The organism is Paraburkholderia sp. BL6665CI2N2, from assembly GCF_004366535.1.
Taxonomy (GTDB): domain Bacteria; phylum Pseudomonadota; class Gammaproteobacteria; order Burkholderiales; family Burkholderiaceae; genus Paraburkholderia.
This window is the reverse complement of record NZ_SORC01000003.1, coordinates 47,492-67,284: the sequence shown is the minus strand read 5'-3', so window position 1 is coordinate 67,284 and position 19,793 is coordinate 47,492. Positions and strand designations below refer to the sequence as shown.

The window sequence follows — 19,793 nt, the reverse complement described above, 5'->3', positions numbered from 1 at the left end:
CTCAGCGCTGCCTGAGAAAAAGCATAGGAGTAAAAAAATCGCATTGAAATGCAAGTAATCGCATAGCGATTGAAATGCGCGTTTTTCCTGGCGTGGATGGCGCGGACTCACGCGCAGTCAATGCAGTAGCGGCGGTAAGGCGCGGCTCGGCAGGGCAACGGCTGTCTGCGCACCCTGCTGGTCCAGGGCGCACGCCCAGCGATTGCCGTTGCGCCCCGACGTGACGACCGGTTCTCGCAGTGATTGTCCGGTTGCAGGCCCGCGTCGGCTTGAAGAAGATACTCGTCACCGTCGCAACAAACACGCCCGTTTTCTCTTGCGAAGGACGAGAACCTCCATCGATCCCACGGGGGCGTTGATGCAGACAGCTTAATTGCGTTCTATGGTGAGCGACGACAGCGGCTTGTCGAGCTGCACGATTTACCACGAGGAGAGCCGCCCGGCTTCCTTGCGGTAGTTCTCGAAGGTGGTCTCCGTGTCAACGACGCGCAACGACGCGTGCGAGGCACGCGCGGATCGCGCTGAGATCATCGGTCCTGGCGATCTGCGTGCGCCTGTTTCGCGGGTGACGCCGTTGCGACCGTCGAGCCCGGGCGGCAGTTCGAGCGAACTGAGCGGGGCGCGGGGCGATCAGAGCCGTGGTCATGATCAGGGCGCGGCCGGTCGAGTTTCCGGCGGCGCGCGACGATCGGCGCATCGGTGTGGCTGAATTTTTTGACCGCCTGAAGGCCGAATTCCCGAAGACGCGCGAGTTGTACCGTGAGGTCTGCGCGCTGCAGTTCTTCCGTCACGGCATCACGCTGACCGCGAACCGGCTGTATCAGCTCGTAAAGCGCGGCAGCATGAGTACGCCGACGCAGGTGCTTGGCGAATTCTGGGCGGAGCTTCGGGAAAAGAGCCCTTGCGCATCGATCATCCTGACCTGGCCGCCGACCTCGGTGCGGCCGCCGGCGAACTGGTCGCGACGCTCTGGACGCGCGCCACGGCCTCGGCACAGGCGGAGCTCGACGCGCTGCGGGCGGAAGTGGAGGGCCGGCGTACCGAGGCGAAGCAACGCATCACTGCGGCCCATGTTGAGCTGGAACGCACCGGGACCGCGCTCGAGCAGCGCACCGCCGCGTTGCTGGCCGCGCAGGTCGAGGTTCGGGAGCTCGACAAGGCGCAGGCTGAAAGTCACGCGCAGCGACAGGCGTTGGAGGCGGAACTTGGGCGTATCAGCGCGGCGCTGGCTGCGCGCGATCACGAACTCGTGGAAGTGAGGGAAGACTTTTCGCGGGATCTGGAAAAGGGGTAATCGTCCAAATCGTGCGAAATCTGGCGGTAGTCGCGCGGAGCGCCGCTCGCACCGAGGATCGCCGGCTTTCGGGCTTTCGCATAATAAGCGTCTCCGCAAGCCGTTGATCAATATGGATTTTTAGATGCAGACCGCCAGAATTTGCACGAAAAGTACGACAACCCCACATCGGTTCGTCCGCCAAGCCGGGTTATCGCGACTTCGCTGTGGCGGCCGCATGACGCACGAATCGTGCGATTCACGATCGCGTGTCGTTCGACGTCAATCCAACCTCGAGGGCGCAGCTCGAACGGCTTGTTCGTGATGGGCACATCGTAAGCCTCCTTCGCGCCGATGCGCGCCTGCACCAGGCGGGCTGCAACGGGTGTATCACCATGGGACAGGCGCCAGCCACGAAAGGGATACCGCTACGCATGGTGCCGCGCAACTTTCCGGGTCGCTCCGGAACTCGCGAGGACCAGGTGTGTCCGGTCAGCCCGGAGACAGCTACCGTCTCGGCTCTCAGCGGCATGATCACCGATCCACGCACGCTCGACATGCCGTATCCGGAGATTGCCGACCCTGACAACCCGCCCGTCAACCGGGACATGTTCCTGCCTCCTTTGCCTTACGAGCGCGCTCGACGAGAACTTCGACATCGCCCGGATCGACGCCGGCGGCTGACCGGACGGAAAAGACGATCGATTTTCGCCTCAGCGCTAGGCGCGATGTGGCGGCAGCAAAGGCATTCTTCGCGAAGGCGATCGGAACTCAGGGGCGCGCTCCTGGAACGATCACGCTGGACGGCTACGCGCGCATCTCATCGGGCGGTCCGCGAGATGAAGACTGACGGGTCGCTACCCAGGCGAACGAAATTGCGATCCTCGAAGTACCTGAACAACCGGATCGAACAGGATTACCGTCACATCAAATCGCGGGTGAACGTGATGCTCGGGTTCAAGCGGTTCCGGAACGCGGTCGTGACCCTCTCTGGCATCGAGCTGATGCATCGCATTCGCAAAGGCGAGTTTGATCTCACCGGCGTGCACCTCAAAGATACCGCTTCGCCCTCGATCTGGACGGCGGTTCTTTCAGCTCGTTGAGATCCCTGAAAAATGGGCGATTTCTCGCCCACCTGCCGAATTATCACCACAACCGGGTCAAGCACTGCCGATTGCATTCGGCAGTGGTCGGCTGAAGAGTCATTCGCTTGCACCTGCGCTCAGACATTCGGGTGTCGGTCGATCGCGCGCACTTGTCGCTGTTCCAGCCGTAACTTTTCGATACAACTCCCTACGGTCTTGCGCGCCAATGTCGAACAAAGACCTTTCCTCTTCTCTCTAACTGATAGGAGGTGAGAGTCACGGTCAGACTGTTCGCGCTATTGGCTCTCGGGGCGGGCCTCGCGGGCCGCGGCGCCGGCTTTTTGAGCTGCCCGCAAGATTACCCGGCTTTGCTGGGTGATCCGTGTCGGCCTTGTGTCTGCTCGGAGGTTTGATCAATCCCGTGTCAAGGACCCGTCCCGCTTTGATGCTGCGCTTGCAGCATCCCGGCCGGAACAGGTGTCGAAACGCACGTATTGAGCGCCTCCAATATTGGACCATGGAGAGGACAATGACTATGATCAGATGGACGCTGACGGTTGGCCTGGTATGCGGATGCGGCCTGGCCGGTACGGGCAATGCGGAAACAAACAACCGGGCTTTAAAGCTGTTGCAGTTGCAAACCTTAAATCGTATAGCATCGGATAGCGCGCCGACGAAGAAGAACGCTTCGGGCGACAACAGTGCGCGCCAGGATCGTGGGGCGGACCGTCCAGGGGTCCAACCGCAGCCAGACAATCGAGGCGCTCCCGGCAACGTGCCGGCGCGAAGGCCGTAACTTTCGTTGGTGTTACTTCAGAATGGCCATGCGTGGCACCGTCGCCCCCCACAACCGTGTGCAGGTTCGCGGGACCATTTCGGGAATGGATCGGCCGGGTCCAGCGTTTGCTGCTGGTAGCGCATTCTGCCCATGCTCGCCGAGGTTGGCATTCGTCGCCAAGCCGACGGGTGAGGTGGCATGGAGGCAAGCGCCATAGCGCAGCGGACAGCCAGTAGCTGCACAGTCACCGGGACCATCACGCGTAGTAACACCGGTCAGCTTATGCAAGGACCTATCCTTGTACCATCCGCGGATGTTCATCCAGTGACGGGGCTTTGCTGCCAGGAATGTACGTTACGGATGCTGTGCGTTTTCGCATAGATCATTGATGCTTCCATCGTTAAATCTTATGGAAAACTGAAGCACGACACTTACCACCTGGGAAAACGATAAGGACCGCTGTTTAACGAAATGCCTAAGCTATAGCAGCGTCCATTATTTCTTCCGGCACGCGCTTGAGGTAGGTCCATTCCGACGACGATGACGGGAGGTGTACGATGCCGAGATGCATGTGGACGAATGCATTGGCGACTTCTGCGGCTATCGCGATTGCAGGTTGTGGTGGTGGGGATCATCTCAACACTAGCGGACCGCATTATGTATCGGACATCGCCGTCCCAAACGTCACGGCAGGCGTCAACTTCTCATTCGATATTGGCGTAGTTTCGGGCAGCCGATACTATTTCACCGACAGGAATAACGCGTCTCTGGATCAAATCGACATACCCTCGAAGAGCTTCCTCAAGGCCATCCAAGGAAGCGGCCCTCTCGCGTTTACGGGGCTTGGTCCCGGGCCGAATTCGCAGGCCGGTCCGGACGGCGCGACCCCTGTCGGCAACCTCATCTACGCGGGCGACGTGAACTCCGTGAAGGTGGTCGATCCCGCTGCTGGCGTGGTGACAGGCAAAATCACGGTTAGCACGACGGGCGTGCGCGCGGATGAAGGTTGTCTTGATCCCACGCACGGCATCTTTATGATCTCGAGCCCGGAAGAGACGCCCCCGTTCGCCACATTCGTCAACACGGCCACGCAGACCGTCGTCGCCAAAGTGACGTTCACCGACAGCACAGGCAAGCCCACCGCGGGTCTCGAAGCCTGCCGGTACGATGCCGCCAGCGACAACTTCTATGTGAACGTCGACGGAAGCACGGCGAATCCCCATGGCGAACTGGTGAAATTACCCGGGGCGTCCATTCGCGCGATACCGAGCGGTGGCACGCAGAACTACACGACCCTGGCGGGCGTCGCGATGTACTCCGAAGGCAATTGTGATCCTACTGGGCTGGCACTCGGACCCGGAAACGATATCGCGGTTGGGTGCAGGGAAGGGACGACCGGCGCGCCCTTGCTCATGCAGATTCTTGACCGTTCGAGCGGCGCGCTTCTGGCGTCCCTGAACGCAGGCGGCGGCGATCAACTCGAATATGATTCGCCCACCAATCGCTACTACAATGCGGCGAGCCGGTGGACGTCTTCTGGCAGTGCGTCGACGAACGGCGCCTGCTCGGCGGCATCTCCATGCACGCCTGTGTTGACTATCGTCGACGCCGGCAACCGCAGTGTCGTCACCCGCCTGAACACGGGCAATAACGCGCATTCGGTTGCGATCGACCCGGCGACCGGGCTCATCTTCGTTCCATACTCTTCCGCGACATCGCCGGCGGGGTGTCCGAGTTGCGCGGCAAACGGGTTCGTCAACGGCGGGGTGTCGGTATTCGCTGCTAACTGAGGCGCGGCGCAACTTGAGGCTTCACTTGCGTGACATCTTGAGGTGGCGCTGTCACGTTGTTGACTCCATGACGAGATATCGGCAAGGACAGTCGTGTCTCAGAACACGGTGGACGGAGCTTGGGCAATGCCGGTGAAGAGACGCCACGCTTCAAATCGCGCGGCGAGCTGTTTGCGATAGAGCGAGGCCCGTAGCAGATGACGCTTGAGCGCGAAGTGCTGGCGGATCGGACCGAAGCATGACAGGAATGACTGCGTGCGTTCTGGCAAGCGAAGACCTCGCATCCGGCGCTCGCGTTCACGCGTGGGTTGATGGCTTCTATGAGCAGAAAGTTGTCAAGGCCATTTGCGAACTGGCTTACAAAGGATGGGTCAAGTCTCTTTATCCTCGCTGCAAAGCGGTGACGTGCTGGCGTATGGCGGCAAGCATCAACTCAATACCTGAGAGAGTGATCGCTGCGATCCTGAAACGCTTGAAGCCGAGCATGACTTTCGTCCGGGACTTGATGTTGCGGTGGTCCTGCTCGACCAGATTATTGAGATATTTCGAGGATCGGACCTTCGTGTCCTCAGGCAGCAAGCCATCGGCCTTCATCTCGCGCAGGGCGCGGTGCGAGGCGGCATAGCCATCGAGCGTGATGCTCTTCGGCGGCTGGCCTTGATGTTTGATTGCCTTCCTGAAAAAGGCTTGTGCCGCCTTCACGTCGCGCCTGGCGCTGAGCATGAAGTCTACCGTCTGGCCCACCCGATCCACCGCTCGATAAAGATAGACCCACTTGCCGCGCAGCTCGAGATAGGTCTCGTCGACACGCCACGACTGGCTGGTAGGCCTGCTAAAGCGGTTCCACCGTTTGACGAACTCCGACGCAAAGCGCCGCACCCAGCGCAGGTCGTCGTGCGCGCCAGCGACAGGCCCCGTTCTGCCCTCATTTCGACGAGATCGCGCAGGCTGAGCTTGTAGCGGAGGTACCAGCGAACACACAGAATGATCACATCGCGGTCAAAGTGACGGCCTGCGAACAGTTCATCCAGGCTCTTCAGCTTGCTCATCGTCGGTTCTCAATTCGTTCAGCCCGACACCTTAACCGATTTGACCTCGCGCTATTTGCACCAGAATCGGCGAGGGCCGGGCATATCGGCTGACTGACCTAGAAAGCCGTGAGCCATGTGCGTCAAAGCTTGCATGCCCCGTACCCGTACCCCGCCTTCCGTAATCCCGGATGCGACTCTAGTTCGGCGTGTTATCGAAAACCCTGGCGAAATATCCGCTTTTTACCGGCGCAATACTGGTATGATGACATCATGACGGCATAAGTGATGACTACAAGACCCGCCGTCCGCTGGTTTGTTTGCTTCGCCCAGACGTCCAACCAGGAGACAAAAGATGAACCGTCCGACACGTTGGGCCGCAATTGTCGCGGCCTCGCTGAGCTTGTTCGCTGCAACAGGCGCCGCCCAGGCGGCCAACCTGATCGCCATCATCACCCCTTCGCATGACAATCCCTTCTTCAAGGCAGAAGCCGACACCGCCAATGCGCGGGCGAAGTCGCTTGGCTATGACACCATCGTTCTGGTTCACGACGACGATGCGAGCAAGCAATCAAATCTCGTCGACACCGCCATCGCACGCGGCGCGAAGGCAATCATTCTCGACAACGCCGGCTCCGAGGCATCGATCGCCGCCGTACGCAAGGCGAGGGACGCCGGCATTCCGTCGTTCCTGATCGACCGCGAAATCAACGCGACGGGTATCGCCGTGTCGCAGATCGTTTCCAATAACTATCAGGGCGCACAGCTTGGCGGCCGCGCGTTCGTCAAGGCGCTCGGTGAAAAGGGCAACTACGTCGAACTGGTGGGACGTGAAGCCGATATCAACGCGGGCATCCGGTCGAAGGGCTATCACGACGTGATCGACCAGTTTCCGGGCATGAAGATGGTCGAGCGGCAATCGGCCAACTGGAGTCAGACGGAGGCGTATCGGGTAATGGAGACGATCCTGCAGAGCCACCCCGATATCAAAGGCGTGATTGCCGGCAACGACACCATGGCGATGGGTGCATCGGCCGCGTTGAAGGCCGCCAAACGCAGCGATGTCATCGTGGTGGGTTTTGACGGCAGCAACGACGTGCGCGATGCGATTGTGCGTAACGACATCCGCGCGACAGTGCTGCAACCCGCTGCGCTTGCGGCGACGCAAGCCATCGAACAGGCCGACAAGTATCTGAAGACCGGTTCGACCGGCAAGCCCGAAAAGCAGCTGATCAACTGCTCGCTGATCACGAAGGCGAACGCCGGCAAGCTCGACATGTTCGCGCTGCGCTAGAGCTGTGTGCCCGGGGACGCGCGGTCCCCGGTTCCTCATCCGCTGTTGATGGAGGTAATACATGAGAGCTTTGGTTTATGCGGCCGTGGTGCTGGTCGCGAGTGTCGCGCTGGCCGGCTGCAAACTCGTCAAGAACGACGCGCAAGCGTCGAAAGGCTCGCGCGATGCGTATTCGTCGACGAACTATGACCCGAACGCGATGGTCGCGTCGATGTGGAGCAGCAAGGTCGTGCCCGACGTCGAAAAGCGTGCAACCGACATCGGCGTGCTGCTCGACGCGATCAAGGCCGATCCCGACGCAGCAGGCAAGAAATACGGCTATCGCGGCAAGGACGAAAGTGCGCCGTGGATTTTCCCGACCCGGCTGCACGGCAAGATAGTGTCGGTCGATACCGAATCGAGCCAGGGCACGATCGGCATCGATACGAAGGGCGACGGCATCGCCGACGTGATCGTCGATATCGGACCCACCGTGCTCGGCACAACCTTGCGCGACTCGCTGGATTTCATCTCATTCGCGGATTTTCGCAATCAGATCGAATACGCCCGCTTCGGCACAGCCCTCAACGCCTACGCGGCCACCCATGTGATGAAGCCGTTGCCGCGCAAAGACCTGAAAGGTCAAATGGTGAGCGTGACGGGCGCGTTCTCATACGACAGTTCGAGCGAGCAGCCGGAAGTGGTGCCGCTCGCCGCTGCCCTCGGAGCGAAGTGATGAATGCACCGTCGCTTGATGACGACGTGATTCTCCACGTCGAAGCAGTCACCAAGGTTTACCCCGGCACTGTCGCGTTGAAGGAAGTCAACTTCGGTGTGCGACGCGGCGCGGTCAACGTGCTGGTCGGCGAAAACGGCGCGGGCAAGTCCACGCTGATGAAGATCATTGCGGGGGCCGAACAGCCAAGCACGGGGCGCCTGATACTCGACGGCACGCCGATCGAACTGGCCAGCAGCGCGCAGGCGCTACGGCATGGCATCGGCATCGTGTTTCAGGAACTGAACCTGTTTCCGAATCTGACGATCGCGGAGAACGTGTTCATCGCGCATGAAATCACACGTGGCGGTATCGATATCGACGCGGATGCGCAGTGCCGCAAGGTGTGCGAACTGCTCAAGCGGCTCGAACTCGACGTGAGTCCCGACACGCTCGTCGAAGACTTGCGGATCGGCCAGCAGCAACTGGTGGAAATCGCCAAGGCGCTGGCGCACGACGCGCGCATCCTGATTCTCGACGAGCCGACTTCGGCGCTCAGCGCGGCGGAAGTCGACGTGCTGTTTCAGGTGATCGCCGATCTGAAGTCGCAAGGCGTGGCGATTGTCTATATCTCGCACCGGCTCGAAGAACTGATCCGCATCGGCGACTACATTACCGTGTTGCGTGACGGCCGCATCACCGGGCATCAGCCGATGGCGCAGGTGGACGTGTCGTGGATCGTGCGTCAGATGGTGGGCCGTGACACCAAGGATTTCTCGCGTCCGGTCGGCCACGAACGCGGCGGCGAAGTGCTGACGGTGCGTGACGTATCGCTGCCGCGCAAGGGTGCGGGTCTGCTGGTCGATCACGTGTCGCTGTCGCTGCATGCGGGCGAGATCGTCGGCATATACGGTTTGATGGGAGCGGGGCGTTCGGAACTGTTCGAGTGCATTCTGGGCTGCCATCCTCACGCGACGGGCGACATCATGCTCGACGGCAAATCGCTGAACGACAAGCCGATTGCGAAGCGCGTCGCCGCTGGCTTAGCGCTCATTCCGGAAGACCGCAAGGCCGATGCATTGCTGCCGATCCTGTCGATCGGCAGCAACATGACGCTGTCAAGCCTCGCCGACTTCGCGCGCGGCTTTCACATTCAGACGCAACGCGAGCAAGGCTCGATCACGAGCTATATCCGCGATCTCGCAATCAAGGTCGCTGACTGGCGTCTGCCAGTCAGTTCGCTATCGGGCGGCAACCAGCAAAAGGTGATCATCGCGCGCGCGTTGATGACCGCGCCAAAAGTGCTGCTGATGGACGAACCGAGCCGAGGCATCGACGTCGGCGCGAAAGCGGACATTTTCAAGGTGATGCGCGATCTGGCGGTTAAAGGACTCGGCATTCTGTTCGTCACGTCCGATCTCGAAGAGGTGATGGCGCTGTCAGACCGCATTCTGGTGATGTCGAATGGCCGCGTCACGGCTGAGTTCGACGCGGCGGATGCGACGCAGGACGCGCTCGTGGCGGCGTCGGCGATCGGGCATCGGGTCGAGCACTCGCCAGCCGACGAACGCGCTGCCGCCTGACATTTCACTTGCAGCGGCTGCGACCGTTCATGCAACGTTCAGACGCGGCCGTCACACGACTACTGGAGATTTTCCGATGACCACAGCAATCAATCGCGCTGCTCCCGGCGCGAGCTTCAGCGAGGCGCCGCTTTTGTTGTTGCTGAAACTGCGGACGTTTATCGCGCTCTTTGCCGTCGTGATCTTTTTCTCGTTTGCCGCGCACAACTTTCTCAGCATCGAGAACATGCTCATCATGTCGCGGCACGTTGCGCTCAATGCGTTTCTCGCGATCGGCATGACCTTCGTGATCGTGGCGGGCGGGATCGATCTGTCGGTGGGGTCGATTGTCGGGCTGTCGGGCATGGTCGCCGGCGGGCTGATCCTGAACGGCATCCCGGTCGGCAGCAACTACACGCTTTATCTGAGCGTGCCCGAAGTGATCGGCGTGGCGCTATTGTCGGGCGTGGCGGTCGGCGCGTTGAACGGCCTGCTGATTACGCGCCTGAACGTCGCGCCGTTCATCGCGACGCTCGGCACGCTGTATATCGCACGCGGTGCCGCGTTGTTGTCGTCGGGCGGCGAGACCTTCCCGAACCTCACCGGCAATCCGGATTTCGGCACGACAGGCTTTCCGATCCTCGGCAGCGCATCGATTCTCGGTATTCCGCTGACGGTGTGGCTGCTTGCCCTCGTCGGCGTGGTGGCCGCCTATATCGCCGCGCGCACGCCACTCGGCCGGCAAATTTATGCGATCGGCAGCAACGAGCGCGCGGCGCAACTGTCCGGCGTGCGAGTCAATCGCGTGAAGATGTTCGTCTACATGTTTTCGGGTTTCTGCGCGGCGATCGTCGGGCTGATTATTTCATCGGAACTAGTTGCGTCGCACCCGTTGAGCGGCGAGACCTTCGAACTCAACGCGATCGCTGCGGCGGTGTTGGGCGGAACATCGATGTCGGGCGGCCGCGGCAAGATCGGTGGCACGATCATCGGTGCATTCGTGATCGGCATTCTGTCGGACGGACTCGTAATGATGGGTGTCAGTTCGTTCTGGCAGACGGTGATCAAAGGCGTCGTGATCGTCGCGGCGGTGGTGGTCGACCAGATCCAACGCCGCGTTCAGCAGCGCTTTGCATTGCAGAAGCAAGCGGCCACGGGAGCGTGAATGATGACGACATCTATCGCTCAGGAAAAGGTCTTTAGAGGCGGTCTGATCGGCTGCGGGTTTTTCTCGCGCAATCATCTGCATGCGTGGCACGAGATCGACGGCGTTCAGATCGTCGCGCTGTGCGATGCGAACCGCGAGCGGCTCGACGCGACCGGGCGCGAGTTCGGCATCGACCTCCTGTACACCGATGCCGCCGCGATGCTGCGCGACGAACAACTGGATTTCGTCGATATCGCGACCACGGTGGCGAGCCATCGTCCTCTGGTCGAACTGGCTGCGGGCGCGGGCGTCGCGGTCATCTGCCAGAAGCCTTTCGCACCGACGCTGGCAGACGCTCAAGCGATGGTCGCCGCGTGCCGCGACGCTGGCGTGCTGTTGATGGTGCATGAGAATTTTCGCTGGCAGACGGCGATCCAGGCCGTTGGTCGTGCATTGCGAGAGGGTGCGATCGGCACGCCGTTCTGGGGGCGCGTGTCGTTTCGCTCAGCTTTCGACGTGTTCAGCGGCCAACCGTATCTCGCGCAGGGCGAGCGGTTTATCGTCGAAGACCTGGGCATTCATATTCTCGACATCGCGCGGTTTCTGTTCGGCAATGTGGCCCATTTGAGCGCAACGATTTCGCGCGTGAATCCGTCGATTGCCGGAGAGGATGTCGCGACCATCCTGCTGGGCCATGAATCGGGCGCGACGAGCGTGGTGGATTGCAGCTACGCGTCGCGACTTCCAAACGAGCTGTTTCCGCAGACGTCGATCGAAGTAGACGGCGCGAACGGCACGTTGCGTCTCGGCGCAGATTACCGGCTGACCATTCATACGCGCGACGGCACGCTTAACGAAACTGTGGCGCCGGAGTCGTTAAAGTGGGCGTCTGCGCCATGGGAAGCGATACAAGGCAGCGTGCTGAACATCCAGCGGCATTGGATCGCGCGTCTGCGTAACGGCATTGAACCGGCGACGAGCGGACGCGACAACCTGCACACGCTCGCGCTGGTCGAAGCGACCTATCTGTCCGCGCTTGAGAAGCGCACGGTGGCGCTCGATATCGACGCGCTAGCCGGGCGGACTTCGGCGCAAGCAATGAGCACTGCGGCTGCGGTGAACGAATGAACGCCGACCTCGCGCAGATCTACTACGGCACACGTCAGGAAGAATCGCGCGGGCGAACGCTGAGCGCGGGCGCGTGGTCGGCCGTGCTGATCGATGGCGCATTGCGCGATGTGCGCTTTGAGGGCGTCGAAGTGATCCGGGCGATTGCCTATGTGGTGCGTGATCGCGACTGGGGCACGTGTCGTCCTGCGATGTCCGGTATTGAAATCGACGAACACGCCGGCGGGTTCCGTGTTGCGTACGCCGCTGAAATCGCGAATCCGGATGGGCATCGCTTGACTTACTCAGTCGAAATCGAAGCGACGAATAACGATGGACTCACCTTCCGTTCACGCGCCAGCGCACAGACTGCATTTCTGACGGCGCGTTGCGGGTTTTGCGTGCTGCATCCAATCGACGGCGTGGCCGGCGCTCCTGCGCGCGTCGAGCATGGAGACGGCACCGTTGAAGAATCGGCGTTTCCGGTGCTGATCGATCCGTGGCAACCGTTCAAGGACATCCGGTCGATCGAACACACGCGTGCGTCGGGGCTCAGGGTCCGCTGCCGTCTGACAGGGGATGTGTTCGAGATGGAAGACCAGCGCAACTGGTCCGACGCGTCGTTCAAAACTTATTCGCGGCCGCTCGAATTGCCGTGGCCGTATCTGCTCGAAGCTGGTCGGACGACGGAGCAAGCTGTCAGCCTGAGCGTCGACGGCGCATCGCCGCGCTTAGCAACGCGCGGCAACGACAACGCGACAATCGACATCGACAGCGCAGGCAACGGCGAGCCGATGTTCGCGCTCGGTATCGCGGTCGCGCCTGATGAAACCGATGCCGTGCTATCCGCGTTGCCCTTATTGGCTGAACTCGGACCGCAACAACTCACGCTGCACTTCGACCCGCTGGCGGGACACAGCGTGGCTGATCTGGCTCGCTTCGCGCAACTTCAACGGGACAGCAGCATCCCAGCCGTGCTCGAATTCGCGCTCCCGGGCATCGATGCACCTCACCTCGAACTTCAGGCCGTCGCCGCGCAGATCGACGAAGCGCGGCTCGTGCTCGCGGGAGTGATGGTGAGCCCGTCGGTGCATCGGCAATCGAACCCGCCCGGCAGCGTCAGTCCTCCTTGCCCGCCGCTCGACGAAGTGTATCGGGAGGCGCGTCGAGCGTTTCCGGGCGTGCGGCTCGGCGGCGGCATGCTGAGCTATTTCACGGAACTGAACCGCAAGCGTCCGCCGCTCGATCTGGTGGACTGGGTTACGCATGCCACCTGTCCGATCGTTCACGCCGCCGATGACGTCAGCGTGATGGAAACGCTGGAGACTCTCCCTCACATCACGCGCTCGTGCCGCGCGCTGATCGGCACGCAGCCTTATGCGATTGGCCCGATATCGATCGGCATGCGACAGAACCCGTACGGCTCGCGCGTGATGCCCAATCCGCGCGGCGAACGGATCGCCATGACCGTCGACGATCCTCGTCAGCGCGGCCTATTCGGCGCCGCGTGGCTGGCCGGCTATGCGGCCGCGCTCGGCGGCGCGGCGCTCGAACATCTGACCTTGGGCGCGTTCGTTGGTCCGCGCGGCCTGATCGATTCTTCTTCGACCGCGCTTGCGCGCTATCCGGTCTTTCATGTCGCAGCCGCATTGGCGCGGATGGCAGGCGAGCCTCTCTTGCGCTGCGAGTCGACGCGTGCGCGCGACGTCGCGTGTTTCGGCACATCGAGCCGTGATGGGACCGTGCGTCTCGTGATGGCGAATTTGACAGCGGAGCGTCGCACGGTACGCGTGCGGTTCGCCAAGGGGCTGTCCGCGTCGGAGCAGGTGAACGTCACGACGCTCGACGAACAGACAATCGCTTCCAGGCGACCCGCTCGCACCATGAACCCGGCGGACGAATTCGTACTCCGTCCGTTTGGCTGTGTGGAGATCTTGTCCGGCAGCGCTTCATCCTGCTTTGCTTCCCCGTCGTAACCCCGCCAGCCAACAACGTCGAACAATTCCGGTATTCATCAGACGACGCGCCGTCAGTACGCGCGCAGTCGGCAGTTCACTAGAAAAATTCACGCTCCGTGAATACCCCAGTGTCTAAATTGTAATGGTCATGGTCTACTCATCACACCAGAACATCACTTGAGTGAACTGCGACCGCAAAAGGCCTTGAACCGACGATGGAGGGACACGAGATGCAAACCGTACAAGCGGATCCGGTCGAACGATCGGTGATACGCAAGGTGTCGACGAGGCTCGTGCCGTTCGTCGCGCTGATGTTTTTCATCAACTTTCTCGACCGCACGGCGATTTCGTTCGCCGGCCCGAACGGTATGACGAAAGATCTCGGCCTCAGCGCCGCGCAATTCGGTCTTGCGGCGGGCGTGTTCTTCATCGGCTACATCGTCCTTGAAATCCCGAGCAACCTTGCGCTGCATAAGTTCGGCGCACGCCGATGGCTCGCGCGAATCATGGTGACATGGGGCGTCGTCGCGTTGCTGTTCACGTGGGTCAGCAGCATTCCCGGCCTGTACGCGCTGCGCTTCCTGCTCGGCGTGGCCGAAGCGGGCTTTTTCCCCGGCGCGATTCTGTTCCTCAGCATGTGGGTGCCGGCGCGCTACCGCAGCCATATCCTCGCGCTGTTCTACCTGGCGCAGCCGTTGACCATCGTGATCGGCGCGCCGGTGGCAGCGTTGCTGATCAACGCACACGGACTGTTCGGACTCGCCGGGTGGCGCGTCATGTTCTTCGGTGTCGCGTTGCCGGCCATCGCGATCGGCGTGGTCGCGTGGTTCTATCTGGCGGATCGGCCGTCACAGGCACGCTGGCTCACGCCCGCCGAGAAAAGCTGGCTGACGACCGAACTCGAAGCGGAAGCCGCCGCCCGTGCCAGCACGACGCAACCACATTCGATGCATGCGCGGGCCGCGCTGACCAGCGGTCGCGTGTGGATGTTCGCGCTGATGTACTTCGGCCTGATCTACGGGCTGTATGCACTGGCGTTTTTCCTGCCGACCATCATCGGCGGCTTCGAAGGGCAGTTCGGCACTCACTTCAACGTGTTCCAGAAAGGCCTGATCACGGCGATTCCGTATTTGCCCGCTGCCGTCGCGCTTTATCTGTGGAGCCGCAACGCGACGAAGCTCGGCGTGCGCGCATGGCACATCGGCGTGCCGGCGCTGATCGGCGCGGTCAGCATTCCGCTCGCGCTGTATATGAAGTCGCCGGCGGCGAGCATTGGCGTGATCACCATCACGGCCTGCGCGATCTTCTCCGCGTTACCGAATTTCTGGGCGCTGCCGGCGCGCTTTCTGTCGGGCGCGGCGGCCGCTGCGGGCATCGCGCTCATCAATACGGTCGGCAATCTCGCGGGCTTTGTCGCGCCGTTCGTGACGGGCGCAGTCAAGGACGCCACCGGTTCGTATCAGGCGTCGATGTTCGTCGTCGGCGCATTCATGCTGATGAGCGCGGCGTTGGCATTCGCGTACTGCAGCAACGCACGATTCTCGAAACCGGACGAAAGCATCGCGCCCCGTCCGCTCAAGCCGCAATCGCATTGACACCGGCCGCGGCCTGCGTTGCGCGGGTCGGCATGTTTCGCATTCAATGAATCCACGCAAGGAGTTTCATCATGAAAGAAAAGATCGCATTGTTCGGCGCTGGCGGAAAAATGGGCTTTCGCCTGACCAGCAATCTGCTGAAGTCCGATTACCGCGTCGCGCATGTCGAAGTGAGCGAAGCGGGGCGCAAGCGGCTCAAGGATGAACTGAACGTCGATTGCGTATCCGACGATGCGGCTCTCGACGGCGCGCAGGTCGTGATTCTCGCCGTGCCCGATACGCTGATCGGCCGGCTGAGCCACGCGATCGCGCCGAAGCTGCCGGCCGGCACGATGGTGATGACGCTCGACGCCGCCGCGCCGTTCGCGGGCCATCTGCCGCAGCGGCCGGACCTGACGTATTTCGTCGCGCATCCGTGCCATCCGCTGATCTTCAACGACGAGTCCGATCCGAAAGCACGGCGCGATTTCTTCGGCGGCGCGTATGCGAAGCAGTCGATCACGAGCGCCTTGATGCAAGGCCCGGAATCCGCGTTCGATCTCGGTGAAGACGTCGCCAAAACGATCTACGCGCCCATCCTGCGATCGTACCGTCTGAATGTTGAACAGATGGCGCTGCTCGAACCCGGCCTGTCGGAAACGATCTGCGCGACGCTGCTGTACGTGATGCGCGAGGCGATGGATGAAACCGTGAAGCGCGGCGTGCCGAAGGAAGCGGCGCGTGACTTTCTGCTCGGCCACATGAACATCCTCGGCGCGGTGATTTTCAACGAAATTCCGGGCGCGTTCTCCGATGCGTGCAATAAGGCGATCGAGTTCGGCAAGCCGCGTCTGATGCGCGACGACTGGAAGAACGTTTTCGATCGTGAAGAGATCGCGGAAAGCATTCGCCGGATCACCTGAGCGCGTGAATATCGAGGCGCGAGCGAGCGTCTTTCTTCCGAACTCTGAACAGGAACTTCCATCGTGAGCGAACGCATTCACGCTACCTACTGGCTCGAAACGGGCGACGATCCGCGCCGTGCCGCCGACGTGATCGCCGGCGAACAGTCGAGCGGCACTTTCGTCGCGCTGCCTAATGAAACGCCGGAACTCAAGGCCCGTTCGGGCGCGTGCGTCGAGCGGCTCGAGGTGCTGGAAACAGTCGACAAGCCGAGTCTCGCGGGCGGCATCGTGTCGGATACGTACACCCGCTGCACGCTCGAACTGTCATGGCCGATCGAGAACTTCGGGCCGTCGCTGCCGAATCTGATGTCCACGATTGCCGGCAATCTGTTCGAGCTTCGCCAGGTGTCGGGCCTGCGTCTGACGTCGCTGAAGCTGCCGCCTTCGTTCGCGGCGGCTTATCCGGGTCCGGCGTTTGGCATCGAAGGCACGCGGCGTCTTGCCGGGGTTGCGCATGGTCCGCTGATCGGCACGATCATCAAGCCGAGCGTCGGTTTGTCGGCCGAAGAAACTGTGCAGCAGGTCCGCGAGTTGGTGGCAGGCGGCGTCGATTTCATCAAGGACGACGAGTTGCAGGCGGACGGCTCGCATTGTCCGTTCGACGAGCGCGTGCGCGCGGTGATGCGGGTCGTCAACGAGCATGCGGACCGCACCGGCAAGCGGACGATGGTCGCGTTCAATGTGACGGGCGATCTGGATCAGATGCGCCGCCGTCACGATCTCGTGCTGGCGGAAGGCGGCACCTGTGTCATGGCGGTGCTCAATTCGGTGGGACTCGTCGGCATGCACGAGTTGCGGCGGCATTCGCAACTGCCGATTCATGCGCATCGCGCCGGTTGGGGTTATCTGTCGCGCAGTCCCGAACTCGGCTGGGACTACGCGCCGTGGCAGATGATCTGGCGTCTGGCGGGCGCCGATCATCTGCACGTGAACGGTCTGCGCAACAAATTCAGCGAACCCGACGACAGCGTCATTGCCGCCGCGCGCGCCGTGCTCGCGCCCGTGATGCCCGAAGCGCCGATGCGGGCGATGCCTGTCTTCAGTTCGGGGCAGACGGGCTTGCAGGCGGCGGACACGTATGCGGCGATCGGTTGCGCCGATCTGATTCATACGGCGGGCGGCGGGATTTTCGGTCATCCGGGCGGCGTCGCGGCGGGCGTCGAAGCGTTGCGCGACGCATGGGTGGCGGCTGTCGAAGGTGTGCCGCTCGACGACTATGCGGCCCGCCGTCCCGCGCTGAAAGCGGCGCTGGGGTTCTGGCAATGAGCACCGCCCACGCGCAGCCTGTCGACGCGTCGACCACCTGGCCCGACGGCCTGCTGCTCGCCTATTACGGCGACGACTTCACTGGCTCGACCGATGCGATGGAGGCCATGACGGCGGCGGGTGTGTCGACCGTGCTGTTTTTGCAACAACCGACGCGCGAATGGCTGGCGCGCTTTCCGGAGGTCCGCTGCGTGGGCATGGCGGGATCGTCGCGCGGCCGCAGCGTCGCGTGGATTGACGACGAACTGCCGCCAGCGTTCGCGAGTCTCGCCGCGCTCGGTGCGCCGATTCTGCAATACAAGGTCTGCTCGACCTTCGATTCGTCGCCCGGTGTCGGGTCGATCGGCAGGGCGATCGATCTCGGCGTCGCGCAAATGCCGGGGCGCTGGTCGCCGATGATCGTCGGTGCGCCTCGGCTCAAGCGTTTTCAGATGTTCGGCAATCTGTTCGCGGCGGTGGACGGGGTCGGCTACCGGCTCGACCGTCATCCGACGATGGCGCGGCATCCGGTGACGCCGATGAACGAAGCCGACCTGCGCGTGCACCTCGCCGCGCAGACGCAGCGCCGGATCGAGCTGATCGACATGCTGCAGGTGCGTGCATCGGACGCGGCGGCGCGTGTCGATGCGCTCGGAGCACTCGGCGCACCCGGCGCGAGTGATGCGCCCGTCGTGCTGATTGACGTGCTTGATGACGAAACGCTCGTCGCCGCTGGGCGGCTCGTGTGGGAGCAGCGCGGGGAGGGCGTGTTCACTGCGTCGTCGTCGGGATTGCAGTACGCGCTGGCCGCTTACTGGCGGGCCTGCGGCTTGTTGCCCGCCACGCCTTCGCTGCCGGTAGCCGGGCCCGTTCCGGCGATTGCGGCCGTGAGCGGCAGCTGCTCGCCCGTCACGGCCGCGCAGATCGGCTGGGCGCGGGCAAACGGCTTTTGCGTCGAGCGACTCGATCTGCGCCGCGCACTCGATGCGCGCGACGGCGACGTGGAGATCGAGCGCGTGGTCGCTGTCGCGGCCGAGGCTGTGGGTCGCGGCACGAGCGCAATTGTCTTCAGCGCCGAAGGACCGCAGGATCGCGCCGTGATCGAATTCGACGAGATTGCCCGTTCTGCGGGACTCAATCGGCAGGACGCGGCTCGCAGGACCGGAAGGGCGTTGGCCGACGTGATGCTGCGCCTGCTCGATCGGGTCGAATTGTCGCGGATCGTGGTCGCGGGCGGCGATAGCTCGGGCGAAGTGGCCAGCACGCTCGGGATCGATGCACTGAGCGTGGCGGCTGGGCTTGCGCCAGGCGCACCGCTCTGCCGGGCGTGGTCGCCCGATCCTCGGCGCGACGGCTTGCAGATCGTGCTCAAAGGCGGCCAGATTGGCGACGCGGCATTCTTCGGCGCAGTCAGGGCAGGTCGCGTCGGAGGCAGATGATGAAGCGTCGATACTTGCGCGTCGTCAAGAGCAAGCGCCGACCGATCCATACTTCCAACGGCGTGTCGGTCCGTGGTAAGGTCATTACACCACCACGTTCTACCGGATAGACAATGGCTGAACTCATTCAGCGCCGAAAACTGTACCAGGAAGTCGTCGACCGTCTGATGGAGCGCATCCGCTCCGGCGAAATCGCGCCAGGGGCGCAGTTGCCGTCAGAGCGCGAGTTGATGGAGATTTACGGGGTGGGCCGCCCCGCCGTTCGGGAGGCGCTGCAGACGCTCGAACGTTCAGGAATTGTCGAAATCGTGCATGGCGAGCGCGCGCGCGTTGTGGTGCCGACGGCCGACCGTCTGATCGCGCAGATCGCGGGCGGCGCGATGCATCTGCTGCGAAGCCATCCCGACATGCTCGGGCATCTGAAGCAGGCGCGCCTGTTTCTGGAGACGGGCACCGCGCGCATGGCCGCCGAGCGTGCCACCGAAGAAGACGTCGCGCGCCTGCGTTTGAGCGTTGCGCTGCATCGCGCGTCGATGGTGAATCTCGAAGAATTCATCGAGCGCGATATGGCGTTCCATCGCGAGATTGCGCAGATCAGCGGCAATCCGATTTTTCCGTCGATTGTCGAATCACTGTTTCGCTGGGCGGGCGAGTATTACCGTCCTATGGTGCGAGCGCCGGGTGCCGAAGAACTCACATTGACCGAACATCAACGGATTGTCGATGCGATCGCGGCGCATGACGGCGATCAGGCCGCCGGGGCCATGCGAAGCCATCTGGAACGCGCGAATGCCCTGTATCGGACGCTCAGCGCTACGTGAGCAAAAAAAGAGGACTCACGCTTGGCGCTCATC

General features: G+C 62.2%; 13 protein-coding genes and 5 pseudogenes. 15 read left to right on the top strand and 3 right to left on the bottom strand.

The window, feature by feature from the left end:
• Positions 1 to 527: 527 nt before the first annotated feature.
• The gene (locus B0G81_RS45250) at positions 528 to 791 is read right to left on the bottom strand and encodes a hypothetical protein (RefSeq protein WP_243856950.1); all 264 of its coding nucleotides are present in this window, start codon (positions 789 to 791) and stop codon (positions 528 to 530) included.
• Between B0G81_RS45250 and B0G81_RS41760 the strand changes: the two are divergent.
• The 4 genes and pseudogenes from B0G81_RS41760 to B0G81_RS41740 form a co-directional block, all read left to right on the top strand.
• Positions 702 to 1,222, top strand: a pseudogene (locus B0G81_RS41760) (DNA-binding protein); the annotation flags it as partial. The gene B0G81_RS45250 and the pseudogene B0G81_RS41760 sit on opposite strands and share 90 nt — an antisense overlap.
• Before the next feature lie 308 nt (positions 1,223 to 1,530).
• Positions 1,531 to 1,791, top strand: a pseudogene (locus B0G81_RS44290) (aconitase family protein); the annotation flags it as partial.
• Positions 1,792 to 1,949: 158 nt separating this feature from the next.
• A pseudogene (locus tag B0G81_RS41750) lies at positions 1,950 to 2,376 on the top strand (DDE-type integrase/transposase/recombinase); the annotation flags it as partial.
• Between the two features lie 1,329 nt (positions 2,377 to 3,705).
• Positions 3,706 to 4,926 carry a hypothetical protein gene (locus B0G81_RS41740; protein ID WP_243856915.1) on the top strand — a complete coding sequence of 407 codons (1,221 nt, stop codon included), beginning with the start codon at positions 3,706 to 3,708 and terminating at the stop codon, positions 4,924 to 4,926.
• Between the two features lie 98 nt (positions 4,927 to 5,024).
• Here the strand turns inward: B0G81_RS41740 and B0G81_RS41735 are convergent.
• Positions 5,025 to 5,243: pseudogene (locus tag B0G81_RS41735) on the bottom strand (IS6 family transposase); the annotation flags it as partial.
• Between the two features lie 64 nt (positions 5,244 to 5,307).
• A pseudogene (locus tag B0G81_RS41730) lies at positions 5,308 to 5,975 on the bottom strand (IS6 family transposase).
• 334 nt (positions 5,976 to 6,309) lie between these two features.
• On the opposite strand from B0G81_RS41730, the gene B0G81_RS41725 reads away from it, so the two are divergent.
• The 11 genes from B0G81_RS41725 (at position 6,310) to B0G81_RS41675 (ending at position 19,760) form a co-directional block, all read left to right on the top strand.
• Positions 6,310 to 7,248, top strand: coding sequence for a D-ribose ABC transporter substrate-binding protein (locus B0G81_RS41725; RefSeq protein ID WP_134143933.1), 939 nt, complete (start codon positions 6,310 to 6,312; stop codon positions 7,246 to 7,248).
• A gap of 61 nt (positions 7,249 to 7,309) precedes the next feature.
• Entirely contained in the window at positions 7,310 to 7,963 is a 654-nt protein-coding gene (locus tag B0G81_RS41720) for a DUF2291 domain-containing protein (protein WP_134143932.1), read from the top strand.
• On the top strand, positions 7,963 to 9,525 hold the full coding sequence (locus B0G81_RS41715) for a sugar ABC transporter ATP-binding protein (protein WP_134143931.1): 1,563 nt from the start codon (positions 7,963 to 7,965) through the stop codon (positions 9,523 to 9,525). Before B0G81_RS41720 ends, B0G81_RS41715 begins: the two co-directional genes overlap by 1 nt.
• Before the next feature lie 76 nt (positions 9,526 to 9,601).
• A complete protein-coding gene (locus tag B0G81_RS41710; protein ID WP_090811999.1) occupies positions 9,602 to 10,669 on the top strand; it encodes an ABC transporter permease in 1,068 nt (355 codons plus the stop codon).
• Positions 10,670 to 11,779 (top strand): Gfo/Idh/MocA family oxidoreductase, encoded by a 1,110-nt coding sequence (locus B0G81_RS41705; RefSeq protein ID WP_208328652.1) that lies wholly within the window; start codon positions 10,670 to 10,672, stop codon positions 11,777 to 11,779.
• Positions 11,776 to 13,734, top strand: a complete 1,959-nt coding sequence (locus B0G81_RS41700; protein WP_208328651.1) for a hypothetical protein — start codon at positions 11,776 to 11,778, stop codon at positions 13,732 to 13,734. Before B0G81_RS41705 ends, B0G81_RS41700 begins: the two co-directional genes overlap by 4 nt.
• Before the next feature lie 212 nt (positions 13,735 to 13,946).
• Positions 13,947 to 15,311 carry an MFS transporter gene (locus B0G81_RS41695; RefSeq protein WP_134143930.1) on the top strand — a complete coding sequence of 455 codons (1,365 nt, stop codon included), beginning with the start codon at positions 13,947 to 13,949 and terminating at the stop codon, positions 15,309 to 15,311.
• Positions 15,312 to 15,382: 71 nt separating this feature from the next.
• A complete protein-coding gene (locus B0G81_RS41690; RefSeq protein WP_134143929.1) occupies positions 15,383 to 16,213 on the top strand; it encodes a phosphogluconate dehydrogenase C-terminal domain-containing protein in 831 nt (276 codons plus the stop codon).
• 63 nt (positions 16,214 to 16,276) lie between these two features.
• Positions 16,277 to 17,521: a ribulose-bisphosphate carboxylase large subunit family protein gene (locus B0G81_RS41685; RefSeq protein ID WP_134143928.1), complete on the top strand. Its 1,245-nt coding sequence runs from the start codon at positions 16,277 to 16,279 to the stop codon at positions 17,519 to 17,521.
• Positions 17,518 to 18,939, top strand: coding sequence for a 3-oxo-isoapionate kinase OiaK (gene oiaK, locus B0G81_RS41680; protein WP_134143927.1), 1,422 nt, complete (start codon positions 17,518 to 17,520; stop codon positions 18,937 to 18,939). The genes B0G81_RS41685 and oiaK overlap by 4 nt, the downstream gene beginning before the upstream one ends.
• A 113-nt stretch (positions 18,940 to 19,052) precedes the next feature.
• Positions 19,053 to 19,760, top strand: a complete 708-nt coding sequence (locus B0G81_RS41675) for a transcriptional regulator NanR (RefSeq protein WP_134143926.1) — start codon at positions 19,053 to 19,055, stop codon at positions 19,758 to 19,760.
• Positions 19,761 to 19,793 lie beyond the last annotated feature (33 nt).